This is a genomic window from Actinoplanes sp. NPDC004185, assembly GCF_053603475.1.
In genome coordinates, this window is the sequence record NZ_JBSGFR010000008.1 from 82,682 (window position 1) to 106,041 (window position 23,360).

Annotated in this window: 17 protein-coding genes; 13 read left to right on the plus strand and 4 right to left on the minus strand. The window is 69.4% G+C overall.

Annotation, left to right across the window (positions count from 1 at the left end; all coding sequences use genetic code 11):
• Positions 1-24 precede the first annotated feature (24 nt).
• From ACWEOZ_RS10620 to ACWEOZ_RS10630, 3 genes are read left to right on the plus strand one after another with little or no spacing between them, the layout of a single operon-like run.
• Positions 25-1,143: an NAD(P)/FAD-dependent oxidoreductase gene (locus ACWEOZ_RS10620; RefSeq protein ID WP_451910478.1), complete on the plus strand. Its 1,119-nt coding sequence runs from the start codon at positions 25-27 to the stop codon at positions 1,141-1,143.
• Positions 1,144-1,189: 46 nt separating this feature from the next.
• The gene (locus ACWEOZ_RS10625) at positions 1,190-2,251 is read left to right on the plus strand and encodes a glucose 1-dehydrogenase (RefSeq protein WP_451910479.1); all 1,062 of its coding nucleotides are present in this window, start codon (positions 1,190-1,192) and stop codon (positions 2,249-2,251) included.
• A 6-nt stretch (positions 2,252-2,257) separates the two neighbouring features.
• Complete coding sequence (locus ACWEOZ_RS10630; RefSeq protein ID WP_451910480.1) at positions 2,258-4,072, plus strand: glycoside hydrolase family 15 protein; 1,815 nt, start codon at positions 2,258-2,260, stop codon at positions 4,070-4,072.
• A 108-nt stretch (positions 4,073-4,180) separates the two neighbouring features.
• Here ACWEOZ_RS10630 and ACWEOZ_RS10635 read toward each other — a convergent pair whose 3' ends face one another.
• Positions 4,181-5,404, minus strand: coding sequence for a GAF domain-containing protein (locus tag ACWEOZ_RS10635; RefSeq protein WP_451910481.1), 1,224 nt, complete (start codon positions 5,402-5,404; stop codon positions 4,181-4,183).
• 392 nt (positions 5,405-5,796) lie between these two features.
• Here ACWEOZ_RS10635 and ACWEOZ_RS10640 point away from each other — a divergent pair, with 392 nt between their 5' ends.
• Both ACWEOZ_RS10640 and ACWEOZ_RS10645 read left to right on the plus strand, forming a co-directional pair.
• Positions 5,797-7,791: a beta-galactosidase gene (locus ACWEOZ_RS10640; RefSeq protein ID WP_451910482.1), complete on the plus strand. Its 1,995-nt coding sequence runs from the start codon at positions 5,797-5,799 to the stop codon at positions 7,789-7,791.
• 29 nt (positions 7,792-7,820) lie between these two features.
• On the plus strand, positions 7,821-8,870 hold the full coding sequence (locus ACWEOZ_RS10645; protein ID WP_451910483.1) for an aminoglycoside phosphotransferase family protein: 1,050 nt from the start codon (positions 7,821-7,823) through the stop codon (positions 8,868-8,870).
• Between the two features lie 20 nt (positions 8,871-8,890).
• On the opposite strand, the gene ACWEOZ_RS10650 is transcribed toward ACWEOZ_RS10645, so the two are convergent.
• On the minus strand, positions 8,891-10,213 hold the full coding sequence (locus ACWEOZ_RS10650; protein WP_451910484.1) for an ROK family protein: 1,323 nt from the start codon (positions 10,211-10,213) through the stop codon (positions 8,891-8,893).
• 137 nt (positions 10,214-10,350) lie between these two features.
• Between ACWEOZ_RS10650 and ACWEOZ_RS10655 the strand changes: the two genes are divergently transcribed.
• From ACWEOZ_RS10655 to ACWEOZ_RS10690, 8 genes are all read left to right on the plus strand, one after another.
• On the plus strand, positions 10,351-12,027 hold the full coding sequence (locus tag ACWEOZ_RS10655; RefSeq protein WP_451910485.1) for an ABC transporter substrate-binding protein: 1,677 nt from the start codon (positions 10,351-10,353) through the stop codon (positions 12,025-12,027).
• Positions 12,028-12,055: 28 nt separating this feature from the next.
• Complete coding sequence (locus tag ACWEOZ_RS10660) at positions 12,056-13,045, plus strand: ABC transporter permease (protein ID WP_451910486.1); 990 nt, start codon at positions 12,056-12,058, stop codon at positions 13,043-13,045.
• Between the two features lie 15 nt (positions 13,046-13,060).
• Positions 13,061-14,104, plus strand: coding sequence for an ABC transporter permease (locus ACWEOZ_RS10665; protein WP_451910487.1), 1,044 nt, complete (start codon positions 13,061-13,063; stop codon positions 14,102-14,104).
• Positions 14,101-15,027 carry an ABC transporter ATP-binding protein gene (locus ACWEOZ_RS10670; RefSeq protein WP_451910488.1) on the plus strand — a complete coding sequence of 309 codons (927 nt, stop codon included), beginning with the start codon at positions 14,101-14,103 and terminating at the stop codon, positions 15,025-15,027. Before ACWEOZ_RS10665 ends, ACWEOZ_RS10670 begins: the two co-directional genes overlap by 4 nt.
• On the plus strand, positions 15,024-15,947 hold the full coding sequence (locus tag ACWEOZ_RS10675) for an ABC transporter ATP-binding protein (protein WP_451910489.1): 924 nt from the start codon (positions 15,024-15,026) through the stop codon (positions 15,945-15,947). The genes ACWEOZ_RS10670 and ACWEOZ_RS10675 overlap by 4 nt, the downstream gene beginning before the upstream one ends.
• Positions 15,944-17,368 (plus strand): glycosyl hydrolase 2 galactose-binding domain-containing protein, encoded by a 1,425-nt coding sequence (locus ACWEOZ_RS10680; protein WP_451910490.1) that lies wholly within the window; start codon positions 15,944-15,946, stop codon positions 17,366-17,368. The genes ACWEOZ_RS10675 and ACWEOZ_RS10680 overlap by 4 nt, the downstream gene beginning before the upstream one ends.
• Positions 17,369-17,596: 228 nt before the next feature.
• Positions 17,597-17,890, plus strand: a complete 294-nt coding sequence (locus ACWEOZ_RS10685; RefSeq protein ID WP_451910491.1) for a hypothetical protein — start codon at positions 17,597-17,599, stop codon at positions 17,888-17,890.
• Between the two features lie 332 nt (positions 17,891-18,222).
• Complete coding sequence (locus tag ACWEOZ_RS10690) at positions 18,223-19,647, plus strand: glycosyl hydrolase (protein ID WP_451910492.1); 1,425 nt, start codon at positions 18,223-18,225, stop codon at positions 19,645-19,647.
• A 48-nt stretch (positions 19,648-19,695) separates the two neighbouring features.
• Here the strand turns inward: ACWEOZ_RS10690 and ACWEOZ_RS10695 are convergent, their stop codons facing one another.
• A complete protein-coding gene (locus tag ACWEOZ_RS10695; RefSeq protein ID WP_451910493.1) occupies positions 19,696-21,900 on the minus strand; it encodes an alpha-galactosidase in 2,205 nt (734 codons plus the stop codon).
• 101 nt (positions 21,901-22,001) lie between these two features.
• Positions 22,002-23,351 (minus strand): ABC transporter substrate-binding protein, encoded by a 1,350-nt coding sequence (locus ACWEOZ_RS10700; protein WP_451910494.1) that lies wholly within the window; start codon positions 23,349-23,351, stop codon positions 22,002-22,004.
• Between the last annotated feature and the right edge of the window lie 9 nt (positions 23,352-23,360).

The window sequence follows — 23,360 nt, forward strand, 5'->3', positions numbered from 1 at the left end:
ACGTCCGCCAGGGGAAGGATCGCCGTGGGCAACGAGGACATCGTCATCGTGGGTGCTGGGTTCGCCGGCTATCACGCCGCGCGGCGCTTGGCGAAACGCCTGCGCGGCACGACTCGGATCACGGTGCTGAACCCGACCGACTACTTCCTCTACCCGCCGCTGCTACCAGAGGTCGCCGGGGGCGTCCTCGAACCTCGGCCGGTCACCGTCCCGTTGGCCGACACCCTGTCCGGGGTGCGCATCGTCCTCGGCCAGGCCACTGGGATCGACCCGAGTCAACGACGAATGGTCTACCGCGACCCGGAGGGCCGCGACGGCGAACTGCGCTACGACCGGCTGCTGCTGACCGTCGGCAGCGTCAACAAACTGCTACCCGTTCCCGGGGTTGCCGACAACGCCCACGGTTTCCGCGGTCTTCCTGAGGCGCTCTACCTGCGCGACCATCTGATCCGGCAGGTCGAGATGGCCGCCGCGAGCGATGATCCCGCCGAGCGGCAGGCGCGGTGCACCGTCATCGTGGTCGGCGCCGGGTACACCGGCACCGAAGTCACCGCCCAGGGGCAACTGCTGACCGCGCAGGTCGCCGCCCGCCACCCGCGGTTGGCCGAGGTGCGTCCGCGTTGGCTGCTGGTCGACCAGGGGGAGCGGATCCTGGCTCACCTGGACCGGCGCCTGTCCGACGCGGCCACGCGGACTCTGCGGGAACGCGGAGCCGAGATCCGCACCGGCACCTCCATTGCCGAGGCCACCGCCGCGGGCGTGCACCTGGACGACGGCACGTTCGTGGCCAGCCGCACGCTGGTGCGGTGTGTCGGCGTGCGCCCGGACCCCTTGGTCGAGACCATCGGCCTTCCTACCGATCAGGGGCGGCTCGTGGTCGACGCCGGCCTCGGCTTCGCCGTCGATCTCGGCGGACGAGCCGCCGCCGCGAACCCGCTCGGGGTGGCCCTGACCGGCCTGCCTGCTCTGGCGGTGACCCGCGGCTACCACCTGGCCGCCCTGCCGGCCAACCATGTTCGGACCACCGCGGCGTGGCTGTTCGCCGCCGCCGGGCGCCGTCCCGACACCCAGCTCGGCCTGGTGCCGGGGGCCGCGGTGCCGCTGGACACCGCCGATCCGGAAGTGGCGCACACCGGCACCTGAGCCCGAACGGGATCTCACCGTTCGCATCGATCTGTTGGGAGACCACATGCGTGCCCTCACCGTGCAACCGGGAACCGCCGGCCCGGCCTGGATCGACGACCTTCCCGATCCGGTCGCCGGCGACCACGAACTGCTGGTCGAAGGCCTGGCGCTGGGAGTCTGCGGCACGGACCGGGAGATCGTCGCCGGCAGTTACGGCTGGGCACCGCCCGGCCGCGACCGGCTCATCCTCGGCCACGAGTCGCTGGGCCGCGTCCGTCAGGCCCCACCGGGCAGCGCCTTCACCGCCGGCGACCTGGTCGTCGGCGTGGTGCGCCGACCTGACCCGGTGCCCTGCGGGGCGTGCGCGCACGGCGAGTTCGACATGTGCCGCAACGGCCGCTACACCGAACGCGGCATCAAACAGCTCGACGGCTACGCCGCCGAGCTCTGGACCGTCGAGACCGACTACGCCGTCACCCTCGACTCCCGGCTCGCTGACGTCGGGATGCTGATGGAGCCGACCACTGTTGTCGCCAAGGCCTGGGAACAGATCGACCGGATCGGCGCCCGCGCCTGGAACGATCCGAAGACGGTACTGGTCACCGGGGCCGGCCCGATCGGGCTGCTCGCCGCCTTGCTGGGCGTCCAGCGGGGCCTGGACGTGCACGTCCTGGACCGGGTCACCGACGGGCCCAAGGTCGACGCCGTCGCCGCGCTCGGTGCCACCTACCACCACGACCCCGTCACCGACGTCGCCGGCAAGCTGCGACCGGACATCGTCATCGAGGCCACCGGGGCCGGATCGGTGGTGTTCGACGCCATCGCCAACACCGCCACCTACGGCATCACCTGCCTGACCGGCGTCTCCACCGCCGGCCGGACGATCACCATCGACGCCGGCGCCGACAACCGGCAGATCGTGCTGGAGAACGACGTCGTCGTCGGCAGCGTCAACGCCAATCTGCGCCACTACCAGCTCGCCGCGCAGGCGCTCGCACAGGCCGATCTCGGCTGGCTGCATCAGCTGATCACCCGCCGGACACCCCTCGAGCGTTTCGCTGACGCGCTGACCGCCCGCCCGGACGACATCAAGGTCGTTCTGACCCTCACTGACCAGGGACGGTGACGCGGCGTGCCGTCGAACATCGAGGACTACGCCCTGGTCGGAGACCTGCACACCGCCGCGCTGATCAGCCGCTACGGATCGGTGGACTGGCTGTGTCTGCCCCGATTCGACTCACCGGCCTGCTTCGCCGCCCTGCTCGGCGACGACAGCAACGGCCGCTGGCGCATCGCCCCGACCGGTGCCGGTGAAGCAACACGCCGCCGGTACGCGGGCGACACGCTCATACTGGAAACGGAGTGGGACACCGGCGACGGCACGGTGCGGCTGATCGACTTCATGCCACCGCGCGGCGAAGCCGCCGACCTCGTCCGTATCGTCGAAGGCGTCACCGGCTCGGTACGGATGGGCTCGGAACTCTCGTTGCGCTTCGACTACGGCCATGTCGTGCCATGGGTGCGGCACCAGGACAACGGCATCTCCGCCGTCGCCGGGCCCGACGCGGTCTGGTTGCACACCGACGTGCCCCTGCACGGCCGTGACCGCAGCACCACCGCCGAGTTCACCGTCACGGCCGGTCAGCGCATCACCTTCGTGCTCACCCATCAACTCTCCCATCTTCCGGAGCCGAAGTCGGCGCACCCGGAGCAGGCGCTGCGTGACACCCGCCGATACTGGGATGACTGGATCGGCCGGCACACCTACGACGGGCCGTGGACCGACGCTGTGCGCCGTTCACTGATCTTGCTGAAGGCGCTGACCTACGCGCCGACCGGCGGCATCGTCGCCGCCGCGACCACTTCGCTGCCCGAACAGGTCGGTGGCGTCCGCAACTGGGACTACCGCTACTGCTGGCTGCGTGATGCCACATTCACCCTTCAGGCGCTGCTGGGCACCGGTTACATCGCCGAAGCCACAGCGTGGCGGCAGTGGTTGCTGCGCGCGGTCGCCGGCGACCCGGCCGACCTGCAGATCATGTACGGCCTCGACGGCACCCGCCGCCTACCCGAGTCCACTCTGGACTGGTTGCCCGGATACCAGGGCGCCAGTCCGGTCCGGGTCGGTAACGCGGCCGCCGGGCAGTTTCAGCTCGACGTGTGGGGTGAAGTCCTCGACGGGCTGCACCTGAGCCGCGAGGCCGGCATCGCCGCCACCGACGACGGCTGGGACGTCCAACGCGCCCTGCTCGACTTCCTCGAAAACCACTGGCAGGACCCCGACAACGGCCTGTGGGAGGTTCGTGGCCCCAGACGGCACTTCGTGCACTCCAAAGTGATGGCCTGGGCAGCATTCGACCGCGCCACCACCGCCGTCCAAGAACATGGGCTGCCCGGCCCGGTCGACCGATGGCGAGCAGCGTGCGACGCCATCCACGCCGACGTCTGCGCTCACGGCTACGACCCCGCCCGCAACACCTTCACCCAGTACTACGGATCCACCGCACTCGACGCCGCGCTGCTGATGCTGCCCCGGGTCGGCTTCCTGCCCTACGACGATCCCCGCGTCATCGGTACCGTCGACGCCGTTCAGCAACAGCTGTGCCACGAGGGCTACCTGCTGCGCTACCGACCCGAGCACGACGGCGTCGACGGCCTGCCCGGCACCGAAGGCGCCTTCCTGGCCTGTACCTTCTGGCTGGTGGAAGCGTTGCACGGCATCGGACGGCGCGAACAGGCGGCCACGCTGTTTGAACGGCTGCTCACCCTGCGCAACGACGTCGGCATGCTCTCGGAGGAATACGACCCGGGCGCGGCGCGACAGCTCGGCAACACCCCACAGGCGTTCACCCTCGTCGGTCTGGTCAATGCCGCGCGCCGCCTCGGCGGATCAACCACCACGACCAGCGACGACCCCGCCGAGCAGCGCCTCGACACGCCGGCGTGATGGCCCGCTACGCCGAACTTCTCGACGATGAGCTCTCCGATGCCCCGATCCCGCGGTGTGCAAGGCCGTGCAACGGATCGGACGCCGGCGGTCGTGCTGCGGTGATGTTCACGGTCTGGCGGAGCGGTGGAGGTAAGCGTTGAGGCCGCCGAGTTCTTCGCTGGCGATGAACACCGATCGGACGTTGATGATGGCTTCCTCGACGTGGGCGGGGCAGCCCCAGGCCGAGTCGCCCCACGAGTCGGCGATCTTGAGTTCGGCTGGTTCGGTGCAGTCAGCGGCGCCTCCGAGCTGACACTGCTCTGGGTGGGGCTGGCTGGCTTGGGCTGCGGCGGCGGCACGCATCCGGGCGTTCAGTTCCGCAGCAGCTTCGGCGCGTTGCTCGGCGTCGGCGCGGAGCTGCCGCTCTGCGCGGACGGTCTTTGCGAGCTCTTCGAGGGCCGACTTGGCGCTTGCCTCAGCGGCGAGTTTCGCCTGTTCGATGTGGTGGCGCTCGATCGCCAGGGCCGCGGTGTCGGCGAAGAGACGGGCCAGGGCGAGGTCGATGTCTTCCGGGGTGCGTGGGGTGCGGTGGTACATGGCGAAGGTGCCCAGCAGGTGTCCGTCGCGGGCCAGGATCGGCGTCGACCAGCACGCGGCCAGCCCGGCGGCTTCGGCCAGGTCGCGGAAGTCCACCCAGAACGGATCCGTGGCGAGGTCGGTGGCCATGACGGGCTCACGCCGGTGAGCTGCAGTGCCGCAGGAGCCGACCCCTTCACCGGTGGCGATGCCGTCGATGGCTTGATTGTAGAAGTCGGGCAGGCTCGGCGCGGCACCGTGGCGCAAGTGCCGACCGTCCGGGTCGGCGAGGAGGACGGAGACGAGCACTCCGTGCGGGGAGAGGCTTTCGATGCTGCGGGCCATCCCGTCGAGCACCTCGGCCAGGGGCGCCTGCCGGGCGATCTGTTCCAGCAGAGCACGGTGCTTGGTCAGCAGCCGCTGGGCGTTTCTGACCTGGGTCGTCTCGACGCCGATGACCCGGATGCCGATCACGGTGCCGGTGCTGTCGCGGCGCGGTTCGTAGGTGAAGTCGAAGTACACCTCCCGTGCCTGCGGTCCGGTGCCCAGCACCACGCGCGCGTCGCGGCCGGTGTAGGGCTCGCCGGTGCGGTAGACCTGGTCCAGCAGATCGAGGAAGCCCTGACCGGCCAGCTCCGGCATCAGCTCGGCCAGCGGGGCACCGAGACGGGCCCGGTCCGCACCGATGGTCGCGACGAACGCCGGGTTCGCGATCTCGAGGACGTGCCCTTGGCCCGCGAGGACGGCGAACACGGCAATGGACTGCCCGAACAATGCCCGCAGGTCCTCGTCTGCCGGCTGTGCGAGGCCGGCCGGTTCGCCGTGAGCAGGCCGCTGGGCGGGTACAGCCCTCATGTGGTACCTCTCGTGGATATGCGGATCGAAACCGATCTGCCGGTTCGGGGTCAGGCCGGTGATGTTACGGCTGTCCGGCTGGTTCGGCGACGGTGTACTCGACAGCGGCGTGCAGCTTGAGCAGGTGCACCTGCTCCGGCATCCATCTGAAGCAAACGTTGCTGAAGTGAAGTAACTATGGCGACCATGTCGCGCTGATCTGCTCAGAGTTCGCTGATCGTCGCCTACTTTGTTGACCGCGTTCATATAAAGGAGCTACGGTCCCGTGTCCTGTGCCCGGGTGCTCGACCCGCTGACGGGAGGATCAAGGGATGGCAACACACTGGCCCACGCCGGGACTCGGCTTCGGTGGGGACTACAACCCCGAGCAATGGTCGCCGGAGGTGTGGGACGAGGACGTGCGCCTCATGGCTGAGGCGGGCGTGAACGTCGTGACCCTCGGTGTGTTCAGCTGGGGCGCTCTCGAAGTCGCCGACGGCGTGTTCGAGTGGACGTGGCTGGACCGCGTCATCGACCTGCTGCACCGTAACGGGATCGCGGTTGACCTGGCCACCCCCACCGCCTCGCCGCCGTTGTGGCTGCTCGCCGCCCACCCCGAGATCCTGCCGGTGAACGCCGACCAGACGCGGCGCCAGCCGGGAGCGCGCGACGGTTGGTGCGCGAACTCGGCGACGTTCCGGCGCTACGCGTTGCGCATGACCAGGGCACTCGCCGAGCGTTACGGCGCACACCCGGCGGTGGTGCTGTGGCACGTCAGTAACGAGATCGGCGGCGGCAACGGGCGTTGCTACTGCGACGAGTCTCTTGCCGCGTTCCGGGGGTGGTTGCGTGAGCGCTACGGCTCGCTCGACAACCTCAATCGCGCCTGGGGAACGGCGTTCTGGGGGCTTTACCTCACCGACTGGGAACACGTGCCGGCGCCGCGGGGCGGTGAGGCGCACAATCCGGCGCTGATGCTGGACTACGACCGGTTCTGCTCGGACTCGCTGCTCGACCATTTCAAGGCCGAACGCGACGTCATCCGCCGGTTCGCGCCCACCACGCCGATCACCACCAACTTCATGGTCGGTCCCCATCAGGACGTCGTCGACTACCCGCGCTGGGCCGAGCACGTGGACGTGGTCGCCAACGACCACTACACCGTTCCGGCCGATCCGATGCCGGCGCAGGACATCGCGTTCTGCGCGGACCGGGTGCGGGGGATGACCCCTGGCCGGGGTCCGTGGCTGCTGATGGAGCACGCGGTCAGCGCGCACGCCTGGTATCCGGTCAACCGGGCCAAGGCGCCGCGTGAGCTGATCCGGGACAGTCTCGGGCACATCGCGCGCGGTGCCGACGGCGCGCTGTTCTTCCAGTGGCGGGCCTCACTGCGGGGCGCCGAGCAGTTCCTGCAGGGCATGGTGCCGCATGCCGGTCCCGACTCCAAGATCGGCCGGGAGGTGCGGGAACTGGGTGCGGTGCTGGGACGTCTCGCCGAGGTGCGGGGCTCCACTGTGGAACGAGCACGGGTCGCGCTGCTGTTCGACAACGAGGCGGCGTGGGCGCTCTCCCGAGGGCTCAAGCCGCACAAGGAGCTCGGCCACGGCAACGAACCGCGTACCTGGCACCGGGCGCTGTGGACCCGCAGCGTCCTGGTCGACGTCGTGTCCCCCTGGGCTGATCTGAGCACCTACGACCTGGTGATCGTGCCGGCCCTCTTCCTGGTGGACGACGAGTCCGCGGGGCGGGTCGCCGCGGTGGCGCAGCGCGGTGGCGTCGTGGTGGTGACCTGGCTGTCGGGCATCGTCGATCACGAGAACGCCGTGCGGCCCGGCGGCTACCCCGGTGCCTTCCGCGAGCTGCTGGGCGTACGGTCGCAGGAGTTCTTCCCGCTGCAGCCCGGTGAGCGCGGCCGCCTGGACTCGGGAGCGACGTTCCACTCGTGGTCGGAGCTCGTGGATGTCACTGACAGCGAGGTCATCGCGCGCTACACCGAGGGGCCGCTGACCGGTGGACCCGCCGTGACCCGCCGCGCCGCCGGCTCGGGCGCAGCCTATTACGTGTCCTGCGCCCTCGAGGCCGAGAGCCTGGACGAGTTCGTCGCCCAGGTGCTGGACGACGCGGGCATCGAGTCCCGCGGCGGCGCAGCCGGACCGGACGTGGTGCGCCGCGAGAAGGACGGCACCACGTGGCTCTTCGCCCTCAACCACGGCGAGGAGGAACGCCGGGTGGCGGTGCGGGGAGTGGAGCTGGTGACGGGGGAGACCGTCGATCACGAGCTGATCGTGCCGGGTCACGAGGTGCGGGTCGTGCGGGAGAGCCGGTGAGCAGCGCCGGACGGAATGAGGCCGGACGCTTGCCAGACCAGCTGACCGGTCCCTGGCACCGCCGTTTCGCGACTGCCGTTGCCGACGCGTTCGGGCTGGGGCCTCCGGTCGCTGACCCGCTGCCGGTCAGCGGCGGCCGGTCGCATCTGATGTGGCGGTTGCGCACCGAGGACGGCGACTGGGCCGTCAAGGTGCTGAACCGATCACGGGAGGCCTGGTGGATGGACGGCTATCGCATCGCCGCGCAGGTCGAACGGACCGCCTGGGATCGTGGGATCGCCATGCCGCGGCCGGTGCTCCCAGCCGACCCCGTCGCGCCGCTGCTGGCCGAGTGCACCGTCGCGGACGCTGTCCTCAGTATCCGCGTACACGAGTGGTGTGACGGGCAGGTGCTCGGCGAGGCCGGTCCTGAAGTCCTGCGGTGGGTCGGTGAAACCCTGGCCGGCCTGCATGAGCTGCCGGTCGGGCTGCGGGCAGCTGACGCCATGATGCACGAGCCGCACGAACCGCACGAGTGGCAGCAATGGCTGCGCGACGCCCCCACGGATGTGCCGGCCGGGTTCCTCACCGCGGTCCGTGCCCACCTGCCCGACATCGCACAGGCCAAGAGGATCCTCGACCAGGACCGGGCGGAGATCCGGGACCGGCTGACCCCCGTGTTCACCCACCGCGACGTCAAGCCCGACAACATCCTGCTCACCGCGACCGACCCGGTCCTGGTCGACTGGGACGGCGCCGGACTGGACTTCGCCGAATGGGAGGTCATCCGGGCGGCGCTGGCGTTCAGCCGGGACGACGACGGCTGGCAACACCGTCGCTTCGAGCAGATCCTGTGGGCCTACCAGGCCGGCAGCGGCCGGCAGCTCCCGGCCGAGCGGGGCTGCTTCGCCGGAGTTCTGCGACAGCAGCTGATGGCCGCCGCGTTCCTGCTCTTCCGGGCCCTGGGCCACCGTCCGGTCACTGTCGCCGAGCGAGCCGGAGCATACGAGCACGCCCTGGACGTCCTCACGGACCTTCACGAGTCATTGCGGCACCTGCCGGAATGGACGCGTTGGCTCCAGGCCGCCGCTGACGGCTGAGCCGACCCCGGGCCCGGTTGTCAGCGGGCCAGGATCCGGTGCTGCAGGGCGATGACGGCTGCGCCGCGAGCCCACTCGCTGAACGTGAACGGCTTGACCACCACGTCGACGGGCGTCGAGGTCCAGTGGGTGTGGGCGGCCAGCGCCGCATCGAACGCACCGGCGCAGACGTCGTACATCGACACCGCCTCGCCCGACAGCACCACCAGCTCCACGCCGGTGATGTTGGCGACGGTGGCGACCACCTGACCGAGGGCGCTACCGGCGTCCTCGAAGATCCGGCGGGCCACCGGCTCGCCGTCGGCGGCCAGCGCCAGGCAGGTCTCGAAGGTCAGGTCCGGACGGTCGAGGGTCACCGCGACAGCGCGGCGGATCGCCGCCGAGCTGGCGTACGCCCGGGCGCACCCGCGATGGCCCATCTCGCACAGCGGTCCGTTGTCGTGGATCGACATGTGGCCCACCAGGCCGGTGCCCCGGCCGGCCCCGCGCACGAGGCGATCGCCGATCACCAGGCCGCAACCGAGACCGGCGCCGACGGTGACGAGCGCGAACGAGCTGTGCCCCACCCCCGCACCGAACCACTGCTGGGCTGCGGTCAGCGCGCGTACGTCGTTCTCCACCACCGCGGGCACGCCGGTGGCCGCCGTGACAAGGTCGGCCAGGGGCACGTTGCGCCAGCCCAGAAACGGTGAGTTGGGCACGACCGGGTCTTCCCCGGAGGCGGTGCCCGCCAAGCTGATGCCCACCGCCGCCGGCGCGACTCCCGATGCGGTGAGGTCGCGTACGGCATCGCCGATGCCGGCCACGACATCCTCGACATCATGGCTGACCAGGGGGCGGCGCAGTTCGCGTTGTATCTCGGCGCGGAGGTCGGTGCGGACCGCGAAAAGCTCCTCTTCGGTGAGCTTGACGCCGATCAACGCCCCGCGGCCCGGATCAACCGCCAGCGGCTGGGACGGACGACCCATGGCGCCGCGGTCGTCGAGCGGCTGATGGAGCAGGTAGCCGCTTCCCAGCAACGGCTTGGTCAGCTTCGTCAGGGCGGACGGCGACAGGTCGAGCCGGCGGGCCGCTTCGGCCCGCGACAGCGGCCCGTGCACCAGCAGCTCCACGAACACCGATCGCATGCCCTCGGTCAGATGCGCCTCGGACAACACGCGGTCATCCTGAACGCCTTTGTTGACGGTGTCAAGCAAGGGAGGGGTGAAACGCCAGGTCAGCGAGGCTGCGGGATCAGCTCGTTCCACGGTGGACGGTAGGCGCGCCGACGCCGAGAAGCGCTGAGGCGATTCATTGCCAAGGTGAACTAAGACGTCGAGGAGCGCGACGCATCTCCGGGTCATGACCTGCTTGTTTCTGTCTTGGTGCCGCCGACCTTCTTGACTGAGGAAATTAAGTACTTGAATAATACGGGCCGCGCTTCTTTCTCCGGGGCGCAGGCGGACGGGCGGGCAGCCCTCCGACGGCGAAAGGACCGCAGATGTCTGTTCTCACCGGCAGGCCACGTCTTGCCGCGGCGCTGGCGAGCACCGTGGCGCTCGGCCTCGTGTTGTCCGGCTGTTCGAACGCCGGTAAGCCCGCGGCCGGCGGCGACGCCACCCTCGTGGCCTACACCGGTCAGGCGGGCGACTATCAGATCAACTTCAACCCGTTCTCCCCCTCGCGGATCGGCGGCCTGGGCACCATCTACGAGCCGCTGTTCTTCTACAACAAGGCCAAGGTCTCCGACCCGGTACCGCTGCTGGGAACGCAACAGTCCTGGAACGCCGACGGCACAGTGCTGTCGGTGACGCTGCGCGAGAAGGTCACCTGGAGCGACGGCCAGCCGTTCACCGCCAAGGACGTGCTGTTCACCTTCGACCTGCTGAAGAAGAACCCGGCGATCAACAACACCGGGTACGACGGCACGGCCGCCATTGTCGACGACACGCACATCACCTTCACGTTCAAGACGCCTGCCTTCGTCAAGGGTCCCGACGTGCTCAGCCAGCCCATCGTTCCCGAACACCTGTGGAAGACCATCAGCCCCACCAAGGATGTCGTCGAGAAGCCCGTCGGCACCGGCGCCTACCTGCTCAAGGATTTCAAGCCGCAGGCATTCGCCTACGAGCCGAACCCGCGCTACTGGGGTGGTCCGCCCAAGGTCAAGACGATCCGCTTCGTGGCGCTGTCGGGCAACCAGGCCGGGGCCGACGGCATCGCGGCGGGAACGATCGACTGGCTGACCTCGCCGATCCCCGACATGAAGAACACCCACAAGCGGTTCCCGAGCTATGAGGCGTACACGAAGTGGGTGAACCAGATGGTGCTGGCCACCTGCTCCAGCGCCGCGATGGGCTGCAAGGGACCCCAGACGGACCCGGCCGTGCGGCACGCCGTCTACTCCGCCCTCAACCGTACGCAACTGAACAAGCTGGCGTTCCAGGAGACCGCAGGGGCGATCTCTCCCGCGTTCGCGCTCACGCCGAGCCAGGACCAGTTCGTCTCCGCGGCCGTCGAGGACAAGACCGCGGCGATGACCGCCCAGCCGGACAGGACCGCACAGATCCTGGAGCAGGCCGGCTGGGCCAAGGGCTCCGACGGCATCTACGCCAAGGACGGCCGGCGGCTGTCCCTGACGGTCGAGGTCGTCACCGGCTGGACCGACTACATCATCGCGATCGACACGATGGCCGCGCAGCTCAAGACGGCCGGCATCGAGCTGCGCGCCGCCCAATCCTCGTGGAACGAGTGGACCCAGAAGAAGGGGTCGGGCAAGTTCCAGCTGGTCATCGACTCGCTGGGGCAGGGCCCGGCGCCGGACCCGTACTACCTGTACACCTACTTCTTCGATTCCGGATCCGGGGCGAAGGTGGGCCAGGACGCCGGTAACAACTTCTCTCGCTACGCCAACCCACAGGTCGACGCGGCCCTGGACAAGCTGGCCACCTTCCCGCTCGACAACCAGGCGGCCCGGCAGCCGTACTTCGCGACCGTCCAGCAGGCGATCGTGCGGGACATGCCCTACATCCCCGTCATGACCGGCGGGACCACCAGCGTGTGGAACACCGCGAAGTTCACCGGTTGGCCCTCGGACGCGGACCTGTACGCCGTACCCGCGGTGTGGTCGGCGTTCGACGCCGCGGAGGTCTTCAAGCGGCTCACTCCCAAGAGCTGACCCTCGCCTCCGCGGAAGGAGCGCCGCAGTGAGTTACTTCCTTCGCAAGCTGGGGTTCTACGGGGTGGCCCTGTGGGCCGCGCTGACCCTCAACTTCGCCATCCCGCGTCTGATGCCCGGGAACCCGGTCGACATCCTGCTGGCCAAGCTGCAACAGCGAGGCGGCACGGTCACCCCGGCGACGCGCAAGGCGTACGCGCTCCTGCTCGGCGGCGACACCGACGAACCCCTGTGGAGCCAGTACCTGAGCTATCTGAGAAACCTCGCCCACGGCGACCTGGGAATCTCGGTCAGCTACTACCCGGCCAAGGTGTCCGACGTGATCATGTCGTCGCTGTTGTGGACCGTGGTGCTCATCGGTGTCGCCACCGTGCTGGCCGCGCTCGTCGGGGTGGTCCTGGGCGCGCTGGTCGGGTGGCGGCCCGGCACCTGGCTCGACTCACTGGTGCCGGCCACGACCCTGCTCGCCGCCGTCCCGTACTTCTGGCTCGCCCTGCTGCTGACCTACCTGCTGGCCCGGGTGCTCGGCTGGTTCCCCCTGCAGGGCGGCTACGACGTGGCGCTGACCCCCGGCTGGAACGCACCGTTCCTCGCCTCGGCGGTGTGGTACGCGGTGCTGCCCGCCCTGACCATCGTCCTGGCGTCGGTCGGCGGGTGGCTGCTCGGCATGCGCAACATGATGGTCTCCACGCTGTCGGAGGACTACGTGCTGACCGCGGAGGCCAAGGGCCTGTCACCGAGGAAGATCCTGCGTTCCTACGCGGCCCGCAACGCGGTCCTGCCGTCAGTGGCCGGATTCGCGATCTCGCTGGGATTCGTGGTCTCCGGGTCGGTCGTCACCGAGCAGGTGTTCTCCTACCCCGGGATCGGCGGGCGCCTGCTCGGAGCCGTGACCAACAACGACTACGCGCTCATGCAAGGGGTCTTCTTGTTCATCACCCTCGCCGTGCTCGGCGCCAATCTGGTCGTCGACCTGCTCTACGGCGTGATCGACCCGCGCACCCGCGCCCGGCACTGAGCGGCGGAGACCACGATGACGAACCTGAACCCGGCCGGTGAGCCGACCGTGGCTGATGCCGCTGACCTGCCGGCCCAGCCGGCCACACCGGGCAGCCGGACCGGGGCGGGCTGGCGCATGCTGCTGCCGTCCATGACCCCGTGGCTGGCCATCGGTCTGATCCTGGTCGCCGGGATCGCCCTGTTCGGTGTCCTGGGCCCGCATTTCGTCAGCGACCCGGCCCAGATCCGCGACCAAGGGCTCACCCCGCCGTCGGCGGAGTTCCCGCTGGGCACCACCCAGACCGGGCAGGACGTGCTCGCGCAGCTGGCCTACGCCACCCGCGGCTCGCTGCAGATCGGCGTGCTCGTCGGCATCCTGGCCACCGTCCTGTCCGCGGTCTTCGGCATCTACGGCGCCTACCGCGGCGGCTTCGTCGACGAGGCGTTCTCCCTGCTGTCGAACGTCTTCCTGGTCATCCCCGGGCTGCCGCTGGTCATCGTGATCTCCACCTTCCTGCCCCGGGAGAGCCGCGGTCTGTGGACCATCGTCGTGGTGCTGGCCGTCACCAGCTGGGCGGCGTCGGCCCGGGTGCTGCGCGCCCAGACCATGTCGGTGCGCAACCGCGACTATGTCGCCGCCTCGAAGATCGCGGGGGAGAAGCCGTGGCGGGTCATCGTCGTGGAGATCCTGCCCAACCTGTTGCCGGTCATCGCGTCCCAGTTCGTGTTCGCGGTCATCGCGGCGATCCTCGGTGAGGCCGGTCTGTCGTTCATCGGCCTGGGCGCCTCGAACTCCTCGACGCTGGGAACGATGCTGTTCTACGCGCAGAACGGCTTCGCGCTGTCCCTGGGGGCCTGGTGGTGGTTCGTGCCCCCCGGTCTGATGATCGCGCTGTTCGGCACGGGCCTGTCGCTGGTGAACTTCTCCATCGACGAGATCATCAACCCCAAGCTGAAGAACCTGCGTCTGTACCGGAAACGCGCGCGCAAGGCCGCGCGAACGGAGCGGGCACTGGCCCGACGCCACCCGGGGACCGATACCGCACGCTCGACCGCCTCGGAGGTGTCCCCGCGATGAAGCCGGCCGCTGTACAGGACAAGTCCGCCCACTCCCGTACGCCCCGGCGGGACACCGTGCTCACGATCGAGGACCTCACCGTCGTGTACGAGGTGGAACCGGCGGTCACCGCCGTCCGCGACGCGTGCCTGACCCTGCACCGCGGAGAGATCCTCGGACTGGCCGGGGAGTCCGGCTGCGGCAAGACCACTCTGGCGTACGCGATCAACCGCCTGCACCGCCCGCCGGCCGGCATCGCCGCCGGCCGGATCACTTTCCACGACCGCGGCGGCGAGGACATCGACGTGCTCGCCATGAGCGACACCCAGCTACGGGCGTTCCGCTGGGAGAAGCTCTCCATGGTCTTCCAGGGGGCGATGAACGCCCTCAATCCGGTCACGACCGTGCGCACGCAACTACGCGACACCCTGCTGGCCCACCGGCCGGGCCTGTCCCGGGCCCAGGTGCGCCGGCGCTCGCAGGAGGTGCTGCAACGGGTCGGCGTGGATCACCGGCGCCTCGGCTCCTACCCCCACGAGCTGTCCGGCGGCATGCGCCAACGGGTGATGATCGCGATGGCGATGCTCCTCGAGCCCCAGATCATGATCATGGACGAGCCGACCACGGCGCTCGACGTCGTCGTGCAGCGGGAGATCCTGCGCGAGATCGTGCGGCTGCGCGACGACCTGGACTTCGCCGTCATCTTCATCACCCACGACCTGCCGCTGCTGCTGGAGATCAGCGATCGCATCGCCGTCATGCTCGCCGGCGAGATCGTCGAGCTCGGGCGGACGGACCAGATCTACCGTCAGGCCCGGCACCCGTACACGCGCAAGCTGCTCGGATCGTTCCCCAGCCTGTCCGGTGCACGCGGCGCGTTCATCCGGACCGGCGTCGACGATGTGCCCGTCCCGCTTGACGGCACCCTCGAGGAGGAGGCGTGACCCACGTTCACGTGAGCGACCTGGTCAAGGATTACACCATCCGGACGGGGTTGCGCCGCACCCGGCTGCGCGCCGTCGACCACGTCAGCTTCGACCTGATCCCCGGTCGCACCGTCGCCCTCGTCGGTGAGTCGGGCTCCGGCAAGTCCACGATCGCGAAGATCCTCACCCGGTTGGAGAGGCGCTCGTCCGGCACCGTCGACGTCCGCCTCGACGACGGCACCCCGGTCCGCGGATCGCTGTACCAGCGGCAGGTGCAGATGGTCTTCCAGGACCCGTTCGCATCGCTCAACCCGTTCCACTCGGTGGAGCACCACATCGCCCGCCCGCTGCGTATCCACCGGCGCACCCGCACGGCCACCGAGACCCACCACCGGGTGCTGCAGATGCTCGAACGCGTCAATCTGAGCCCGGCGGAGACAGTCGCGGGACGCCGCCCGCACGAGCTGTCCGGCGGCCAGCGGCAGCGCGTCGCCATCGCCCGCGCCCTCGCTCCCGGATCGGAGGTGCTCATCGCGGACGAACCGGTGTCGATGCTGGACGTCTCGATCCGTCTCGGCGTGCTGAACCTGCTGGGCCGCCTGCAGCGCGAGGACCGGCTCGCCGTCCTCTACATCACTCACGACCTGGCCACCGCCCGGCACTTCTCGGACGAGATCATCGTGCTCTACCGCGGCCGGGTCGTGGAACGCGGACCGTCCGACGAGGTCATCCTGCGACCGCAGCACGACTACACCCGGTTGCTGGCCGGCGCGGCACCGGATCCCGAGCGTCCCGCCCGCATCACGGCAGCCGCCTTGGTCGACCGCGACGCCATCGACAACAGCACCTGCTACAACCACTTCACCAGCCGGTGGGAACGGACCGGCGTGCCGTCGGCCGAGTCGGACGTCCCGGCGGCCCAGGAGCACAGCAGATGAGTGACCCGTCAACGGCCTTCCGCGCCCTGCACGACGGCTGGAGCCTGACGGCCGTCACGATCAGCGGCGACGCCCCCGCGGCGGTCATCGCGGCCCTCACTGACGGTGTGCCCGCCGTCGTGCCCGGCGAAGCGCACCTGGACCTGCGGCGCGCGGGTCTGATCGGTGATCCGTTCGACGGCGGCGACGAGGCCGAACAGCAGTGGATCGGCGACACCACGTGGCGTTCCTCGGCCCCCTTCACCTGGTCCGGCGATGCCGCGCAACGCCATGACCTCGTGGCGTACGGCCTGGACACCGTCGCCACCGTCGAACTCAACGGTCACCTGGTCGGACGGACGCAGAACATGCACCGCGGCTACCGATGGGACGTGCGCGGAGCACTGCGGAACGGTCAGAACACCCTCACGGTGACCTTCGCCGCCCCGGTGCCCGAGGCCGTTGCCCGCGCCGAGCGGGACGGCGCTCTGCCGCACGCCGATCGAGCGCGACGGCGTGCATGCCGACGCCGACGTACCGCTCGCCGTCGCCCTCACCGGGCCCGGCGGCGAGGCGCTGCGCGTCACCGGCACCGTCGCCGCCGGACGTACCTGCACGGCCGTCGTCGTCAGGGTGCCCGACGTGGAACGCTGGTGGCCCATCGGGTACGGCGGCCAGCCGCTGTACGCAGTGCGCGTGGAGGCGTCCGTCGCGGGCCACGTCGCCACATGGCAGAGCCGCGTCGGCTTCCGAACCATCGAACTCGACACCACGCCGGACGCCGCCGGCGCGCCGTTCGTGGTCCGTGTCAACGGCGAACGGATACTCGTGCGCGGCGCCAACTGGATCCCCGACCACGCGTTCCTCACCCAGGTCGACCGCGACCGCTACGCCCGCCGCGTCACCGATGCTGTGGAAGCCAACATCAACCTGTTGCGGGTGTGGGCGGAGGCATCTACGAGTCCGACGACCTGTACGACCTGGCCGACGAGCAGGGCCTGCTGATGTGGCAGGACTTCCTGTTCGCCTGCGCCGCCTACCGTGAGGACCTGCCGGCGCGGGCCGAGATCGAGGACGAGGCCCGCGAGAACGTGGCCCGGCTCAGCCGCCATCCGTCCCTCGTGCTGTGGAACGGCAACAACGAGAACACGTGGGGCTCGGTGGACTGGGGTGGTCCGGTCAATTGGACGGCGAGGGCTGGGGCGACGCCTACTACCGCGACCTGCTGCCGCGCGTGCTCGCCGAGCTCGACCCCACCCGCCCCTACTCACCGGCGAGCCCGTATTCGTTCGGCGATTACCGGCATCCGAACGACGAACGGTACGGCACCATGCACGTCTGGGACGTGTGGAACCGTACGGACTACACCGGTTACGCCCGGTACAAGCCGCGTTTCGTCTCCGAGTTCGGCTTCCAGGGGCCGCCCGCCTGGTCCACCCTGACCGCGGTGGTGCACGACGAACCACTCGATCCGTTCGGCCCGCAGATGCTGGTCCACCAGAAGGCCAGGGCCGGCAACGCCAAGCTCGAACGGGGCTGGAAGGGCCACCTGCCCGATCCGGGCACCAGCTTACGCCCCACGCCTGGCAACACTGCAACCCCGCGCGTCCGCGGAGGCGTGGGCCTCCACGTGGGAGGGAATCGAGCCGGAGCCCGACACGCTCGCGCTCGTGCTCGTCAACGACACCGCGGAACCGTTCCGGGGCACCTTCACCGTGACGCGGGAAAGCTTCGACGCCACCGTGCTCGCCGAGGCAACGCTGGAGGCGTCGGTGCCCGCGCGGGGCGCGGCCACACTGACCATCCCGGCCGGGGTCGCGGCGTTCGGGGATCCGGCGAGCGAGGTGATCGTCGCCGTGCCGGCCGACGGGACGGCGGGTTTCGGCGGCCACCGTGGACGACGGCATGATGACCTTGCGGGCCGGCTGGTCCGTCACTGTCCGCGTGCGGTCGCCGGCCGGTGAACCGTCGGCTTTCGCGGCCGCTCTGCGTTGCGCCAACGACCTTCTCCCCGTGGCGGCCCCGAACAAGCCGGATGGTTCGGCAGGGCCGAGCCGTCCGTAAGCCTCGAATGTTTCTCCGGTGAACTATTCAGGCCATGGAATGCCCGTCTGGAGCGCTCCTCATGCCGTTGGGTCAAGGAGTTTATTGACCCCATACAGATAATCGGGTTACGGTACCGATCGATGATGAGCGATGTCCCGGCCGGTACCAGAACGAGCGCGCACGCCGGAGCCGGACATCCCCGGGCAACCCCCCTTCCCGCATGGTGTGTTTCCCTCGACAGGAGGACCTCGTGTCTTCGTTCCCTTCCCATCCCCGTCGCTGGTGGCGTCGTTGGGCGGTGCTGGCCGCTCCGGTCGCCGCGGCCCTCGTCACCGGTGTCCTCGTGGCCGTGCCGGCGTCCGCCGCGGTCGGCAGTCCGTTGGTCGGTGCTGCCTCCGGCCGGTGCCTGGACGTGCTCGGCGGCAGCAACACCCAGGGCGCCGCGGTCGGCATCTACGACTGCCAGGGCAGCCAGAACCAGGGCTGGGTGTTCACCGGCGCCGGTGAGCTGCGCACGTTCAACGAGACCGCGTGCCTGGACGCCCCGGTCAATGCCGCCGCCGGTGCCGCTCTGGTGATCTGGCCGTGCAACGGTGGGCAGAACCAGAAGTTCCGGCAGAACACCGACGGCAGCATCGTGGCCGCGCAGACCGGCCTGTGTCTCGACGTGAACCAGGGAGCCACGGCCAACGAGACGCGGGTCATCCTGTGGGCCTGCAACGGCCAGGCCAACCAGCGCTGGTCCAGCACCGGCACGCCGACCACGCCGCCGCCGGGCAACGGCACGTGCAATGTGGCGCCGGTGGATCCGCAGGCCACCCGACAGGCCCGTAACTTGCTTTGCTACCTGTACAGCCAGTACGGCAACCACATCCTGTCCGGGCAGCGGGAGACCAACGGCCGCGAGGACGAGTTCAATCACATCCGCACGACCACGGGCAAGGACCCGGCGATCCGTGGACTGGACATGTGTGACCGTCCTGGTGCGATCAGCCGGGCCGCCGCCTGGTGGAACGCGGGTGGCATTCCGCTGATCGGCTGGCACGTCGGGGCTCCCGGCACCGGCCGCGCCTGTGACTACGCCGGGCGTACCTCCATCAACGCGGTTCTCACCCCCGGCACGAACGAGAACCGGGCCTACGTGGCCGAGCTCGATGCCGCCGCCGGTCAGCTGGCGCAGTTGCAGTCTCAGGGTGTCGCCGTTCTGTGGGCGCCGTACCACGAGGCCGGCGGCACCTGGTTCTGGTGGAGCACGGAGGGCGGTAGTCAGTACCAGCGCCTCTGGCGCTACCAGTTCGACTACTTCACCAAGACCAAGGGCGTCCACAATCTGGTCTGGCTGCACCCGTACAACGGCAGCCCGCAGTCGTCCTTCTACCCGGGCAAGCAGTACGTCGATGTCGGCGGTGCGGACACCTACGTCTCCGACCACGGACCGCTGACCTCGCTGTACAACTCCACCCGGGCCATCGTGGGCGGCACGGTCCCGATCGCCCTGCACGAGAACGGGGCCATTCCGGACCCCGACCAGCTGCAGTCCAGCGGCGCCCGCTGGGTCACCTTCAACACCTGGAACGGTGACTGGCTCTACGGCAAGAACGACGCCGCTTTCCTGCGGAAGGTCTACACCCACAGCTACGTCGTCACCCGCGACGAAGTGCCGAGCCTCCGGTAGGACGGCGGGGCCGCGGGCAACGCGCCCGCGGCCCCGCCCGTCCGACGACTACGTGCGGTCCTCGGTCTCGGTGACCCGGATCAGGACGACCCGGTCGGGATAGAGCACCGGCAGGCGTAACCCGGCAGTCTCCAGAGCGCGACCCGACAGGCGTACGCCGGCCGGGGACCACCAGGGGAGGGCCACCCCCCATTCGGCGGCGTTGCCGTCGATGATGTCGCCCGGCGGCTGCGGGCGTACCCGGTAGGTTCTCGCCGGGTCCAGACCGGGCAGAGTGACGCGTCCGGGTGGGTAGCTGGCGCTGGTGGCGGTCGCGGTGATCGCGTACAGGGCCTGGGAGCCGTCCTGGGCCACGACCCCGGTCAGCTCGTAGGCCGGGTCGCTGACGTCTCCGTGGACCAGGACACCGGTGTGGAGCAGACCTCGTACCAGCTTGTACAGGATCACCCACTGCCGTAGCCGGTCGAGTTCGTCCTCGCCGGCCCGGGTGAGGTCCCACTCGATGCCGAGGTGGCCGAAGATGGCGGTCCCGGCGCGCATGTCCAGGGGAAGGTCCCGCTTGGTCGTGTGGGATCGCGGGGCGCCGATGTGGGAACCGATCAGCTCGAGCGGAATCAGCAGGCTGGTCCAGCGCTGGATCATCACGCGTTCATGGGCGTCGATGCAGTCCGACGCCCAGACACGGTCGGTGCGGGCCAGCACCTCGAGGTCGACGCGTCCGCCGCCGGAGGAGCACGACTCGATCTCCAGTCCCGGGTGGCGGACGCGAAGTTCGTCGAGGAGCCGGTACACCGCCAGCGTCTGGTCATGGACCCCGGCGCGGCCGGTGCCCGGATGCCCGGCGTCGACCAGGTCGCGGTTGTGGTCCCACTTGAGGTAGCCGATCGCATGCTCGCTCAGCAGCGCGTCCAACCGCTCCAGCAGGTACGCGTAGGCATCGGGATTGCCCAGGTCGAGCACCTGCTGGGAACGCGCGGTGGGGGACACCCGGGTACCGGCCGCCATGATCCAGTCCGGATGGGCCCGGGCCAGGTCGGAATCGGGGTTGACCATCTCCGGTTCGACCCACAACCCGAACTCCATCCCGAGGCCGTTGACCACGGTGATGAGCGGCTCCAGCCCGTGCGGCCACGCCTCGGCCGACACCGTCCAGTCGCCGAGTCCGCTGGTGTCGTCGCGCCGGGAACCGAACCAGCCATCGTCGAGCACGAAGCGTTCGGCCCCCACCGACGCAGCTGCCCTGGCCAGGGCGGTCAGCCGGTCCAGATCGTGATCGAAGTAGACGGCTTCCCAGGTGTTGACCACCACCGGCCGCATGGAGCGCGGGTGCTGCGGACGCGAGCGCAGGAACCGGTGAAAGCGGCCGGACAGGTCGTCCAGACCCTCTCCGTACGAGGCGTACAGCCAGGGGGTCGCATAGGTCTCGCCCGCGGCGAGGCCGATCTCGCCCGGAAGCAGCAGCTCGCCGCCGCCCAGCGAAGAGCGGCCGTGGAAGGTGCGCTCGGCCAGCGTCCGGGTTCCGCCGGAGAAGGCCGTGTGGATGCCCCACACCCGGCCGTGCCGGTTGCCGAAGCCCGGCGTGCCCGCACACAGCAGGTAGGCGGTGTCGTAGCCGGTACGTCCGGTGCGGTTCTCCCGCACTCGCAGACCGTGGGTGAACGCGGTGCGCTGGGGCGATCGTTCGCGCAGATGGTGGCCCGTGAAGTCGAGCAACTCGGTGGTGTCCTCCGGGACCGGCAGGAAGAGGTTCAGGTCGTTCACCCAGTAGACGTCGTCACCGGCGTTGCTCAGGCGGGCCCGTGACCGCAGCACGCCACTGGCGTGCAGCTCGACCTCGATCATCAATTCCAGCTCGGCGATGTCGTCGCGAGCCGTGGTGATGACTGCCTCCGTCTCGTCGTGCCGCTCCCGGCGCGACCCGGTGACGGTGAAAGCCGGCGACCACGCGCGGCCCTGGCGGTGGCCGGACAACCCGGGTGTGCCCAGCCAACCCGACGACTGCTCCGGCACCATCGACACGTGGACCGGGGTGTCCACCGAGAAACCGATCGGTTGTGGTGCTGCCGCCGTCGCCAGATCGAGCAGGTCCCGCTGGGAGATCTCACCCAGTGCGGCGCCCCAGTGCACGATCGCCGGGAGTCTGGCGCCCCGCAGGTCGAGCACCAGGCTGACGCCGCCGGCGCTGAGGTGGATCAGGCCGGCATCATCTGCCGGGCTGCCGTCGGTCGACGCATGTCCTGCCGGGATGGTCACGGAATGAAAGTCCTTTCGATGGGCTGGTGCTGATCGCCGGTCGGCCCGGTTGCTGGACAGCGCAACCGGGCCGACCGGGTTTCTCGTCGGGGGACGAGGTGCTACTTCTTGAGGAGGTCGTTCGCCTTCCGGTTGGCGCCGTCCAGGGAGTCGACGCCGCTCTTGCCCGACATGATGGAGTCCATCGTCTCCATCATCAGGGCCGAGATGTCCGCCCAGTGATCGGCGATCGGCGCCAGGGTGGTCGTGTTCTCCTTGAGGTGCACGGTGAACGGCGCCACGTCGATCTGCTTGGCGGCGAAGGCCTTCTCGGCCTCGACGGTTGCGCTCTTGATGGCGGGGAAGACGATGCCCTGCTTCGCGACGATGTCCTGCTGGCAGGCGGGCGAGGCGAGGAACTTCACCCACTGCCAGGCGCCTTCGGGATTCTTGGTGCCGGCGTAGATGTTGTCGGCCAGACCGTTGATCATGCTGGCCCGCTTGCCGCTCGGACCGACGGGGGTCGGGGCTGTCCCGGACCTGACCCCCTTGAGGTCCCAGTAGGACTTGGTGTTCCAGCTGCCCTCGGTGACCATCGCATACTTCCCGGCGCCGTACGCGTCCAGCTGGTTCACGCCGGAGCTGGCGATGGCGAGCGTCGGCATGTAGCCCTTGTCGATCAGCGAGTGGAACCAGGCGATCGTCTGCTTGAAACGCGGATCGCCGTAGTTGAACGCGGTCGGCCACGGGGTCTTGTCGCCGTGTGTCCAGCCGGTGGAGAACGCGTACGGGCTCCATTCGGTCTGTCCGAAGCCGCCGCCGGAGCTGTTCAGGCCCAGGCCGTAGGTGGCGACTTTGCTCTTGTCGAAGCCGGGCTCGTCGCCGCGCTTGCCGGACTTGTCGACCGTGAGGTGGGCGATCAGCTTTTCGTAGGTGCCGCCGTCGGCCGGGTTCCAGGTGAGGTTCTGCAGCTCGGCGGGCTTGACGCCGGCCTCCTCGACCTTCTTGGTGTTGTAGAACAGCGCGACGGTGTCGAAGTCCTTGGGCAGGCCGAACCGCTTGCCCTGCTGGTCGACCCACAGATCGGCGAGACCGGTCTGGTACTGCGCCAGGTCGATGCCGTCCTTGGCGACCCGCTCGGTGATGTCGAGAAGCTGGTTCTGGGCGGCGTACTGCGGGTAGTAGCTCAGGTGGCTGACGAACGTGTCCGGCGCGGTGCCCGAGACGAAGGCCGGCGTCAGGGTGTTCCAGTAGTCGTCCCAGCCGTACTGAGTGATCTTGACGGTGTACTGGGGGTTGGCCGCGTGGAACGCGTCCGCGCACGCTTGGTACTGCGGTTGCTGGAAAGTGTCCCAGAGCCAGTAGGTGATGGTGCCCGAAGCCGATGCGGATTTGTCGTCGCCGCCCGTGCAGCCGCCGGCCGCGAGCAGCCCCACGGCTGCTGCGGCGGCGAGGGCGCGTCGCGCTTTCATCATGGTGTC

Bases quoted from the DNA above. Each gene is read 5' to 3' on its own strand.
- ACWEOZ_RS10680 (WP_451910490.1), top strand. From the start codon at position 15,944: ATGAGTGACCCGTCAACGGCCTTCCGCGCCCTGCACGACGGCTGGAGC.
- ACWEOZ_RS10670 (WP_451910488.1), top strand. From the start codon at position 14,101: ATGAAGCCGGCCGCTGTACAGGACAAGTCCGCCCACTCCCGTACGCCC.
- ACWEOZ_RS10665 (WP_451910487.1), top strand. From the start codon at position 13,061: ATGACGAACCTGAACCCGGCCGGTGAGCCGACCGTGGCTGATGCCGCT.
- ACWEOZ_RS10650 (WP_451910484.1), bottom strand. From the start codon at position 10,213: ATGACCCGGAGATGCGTCGCGCTCCTCGACGTCTTAGTTCACCTTGGC.
- ACWEOZ_RS10640 (WP_451910482.1), top strand. From the start codon at position 5,797: ATGGCAACACACTGGCCCACGCCGGGACTCGGCTTCGGTGGGGACTAC.
- ACWEOZ_RS10700 (WP_451910494.1), bottom strand. From the start codon at position 23,351: ATGAAAGCGCGACGCGCCCTCGCCGCCGCAGCAGCCGTGGGGCTGCTC.
- ACWEOZ_RS10625 (WP_451910479.1), top strand. From the start codon at position 1,190: ATGCGTGCCCTCACCGTGCAACCGGGAACCGCCGGCCCGGCCTGGATC.
- ACWEOZ_RS10655 (WP_451910485.1), top strand. From the start codon at position 10,351: ATGTCTGTTCTCACCGGCAGGCCACGTCTTGCCGCGGCGCTGGCGAGC.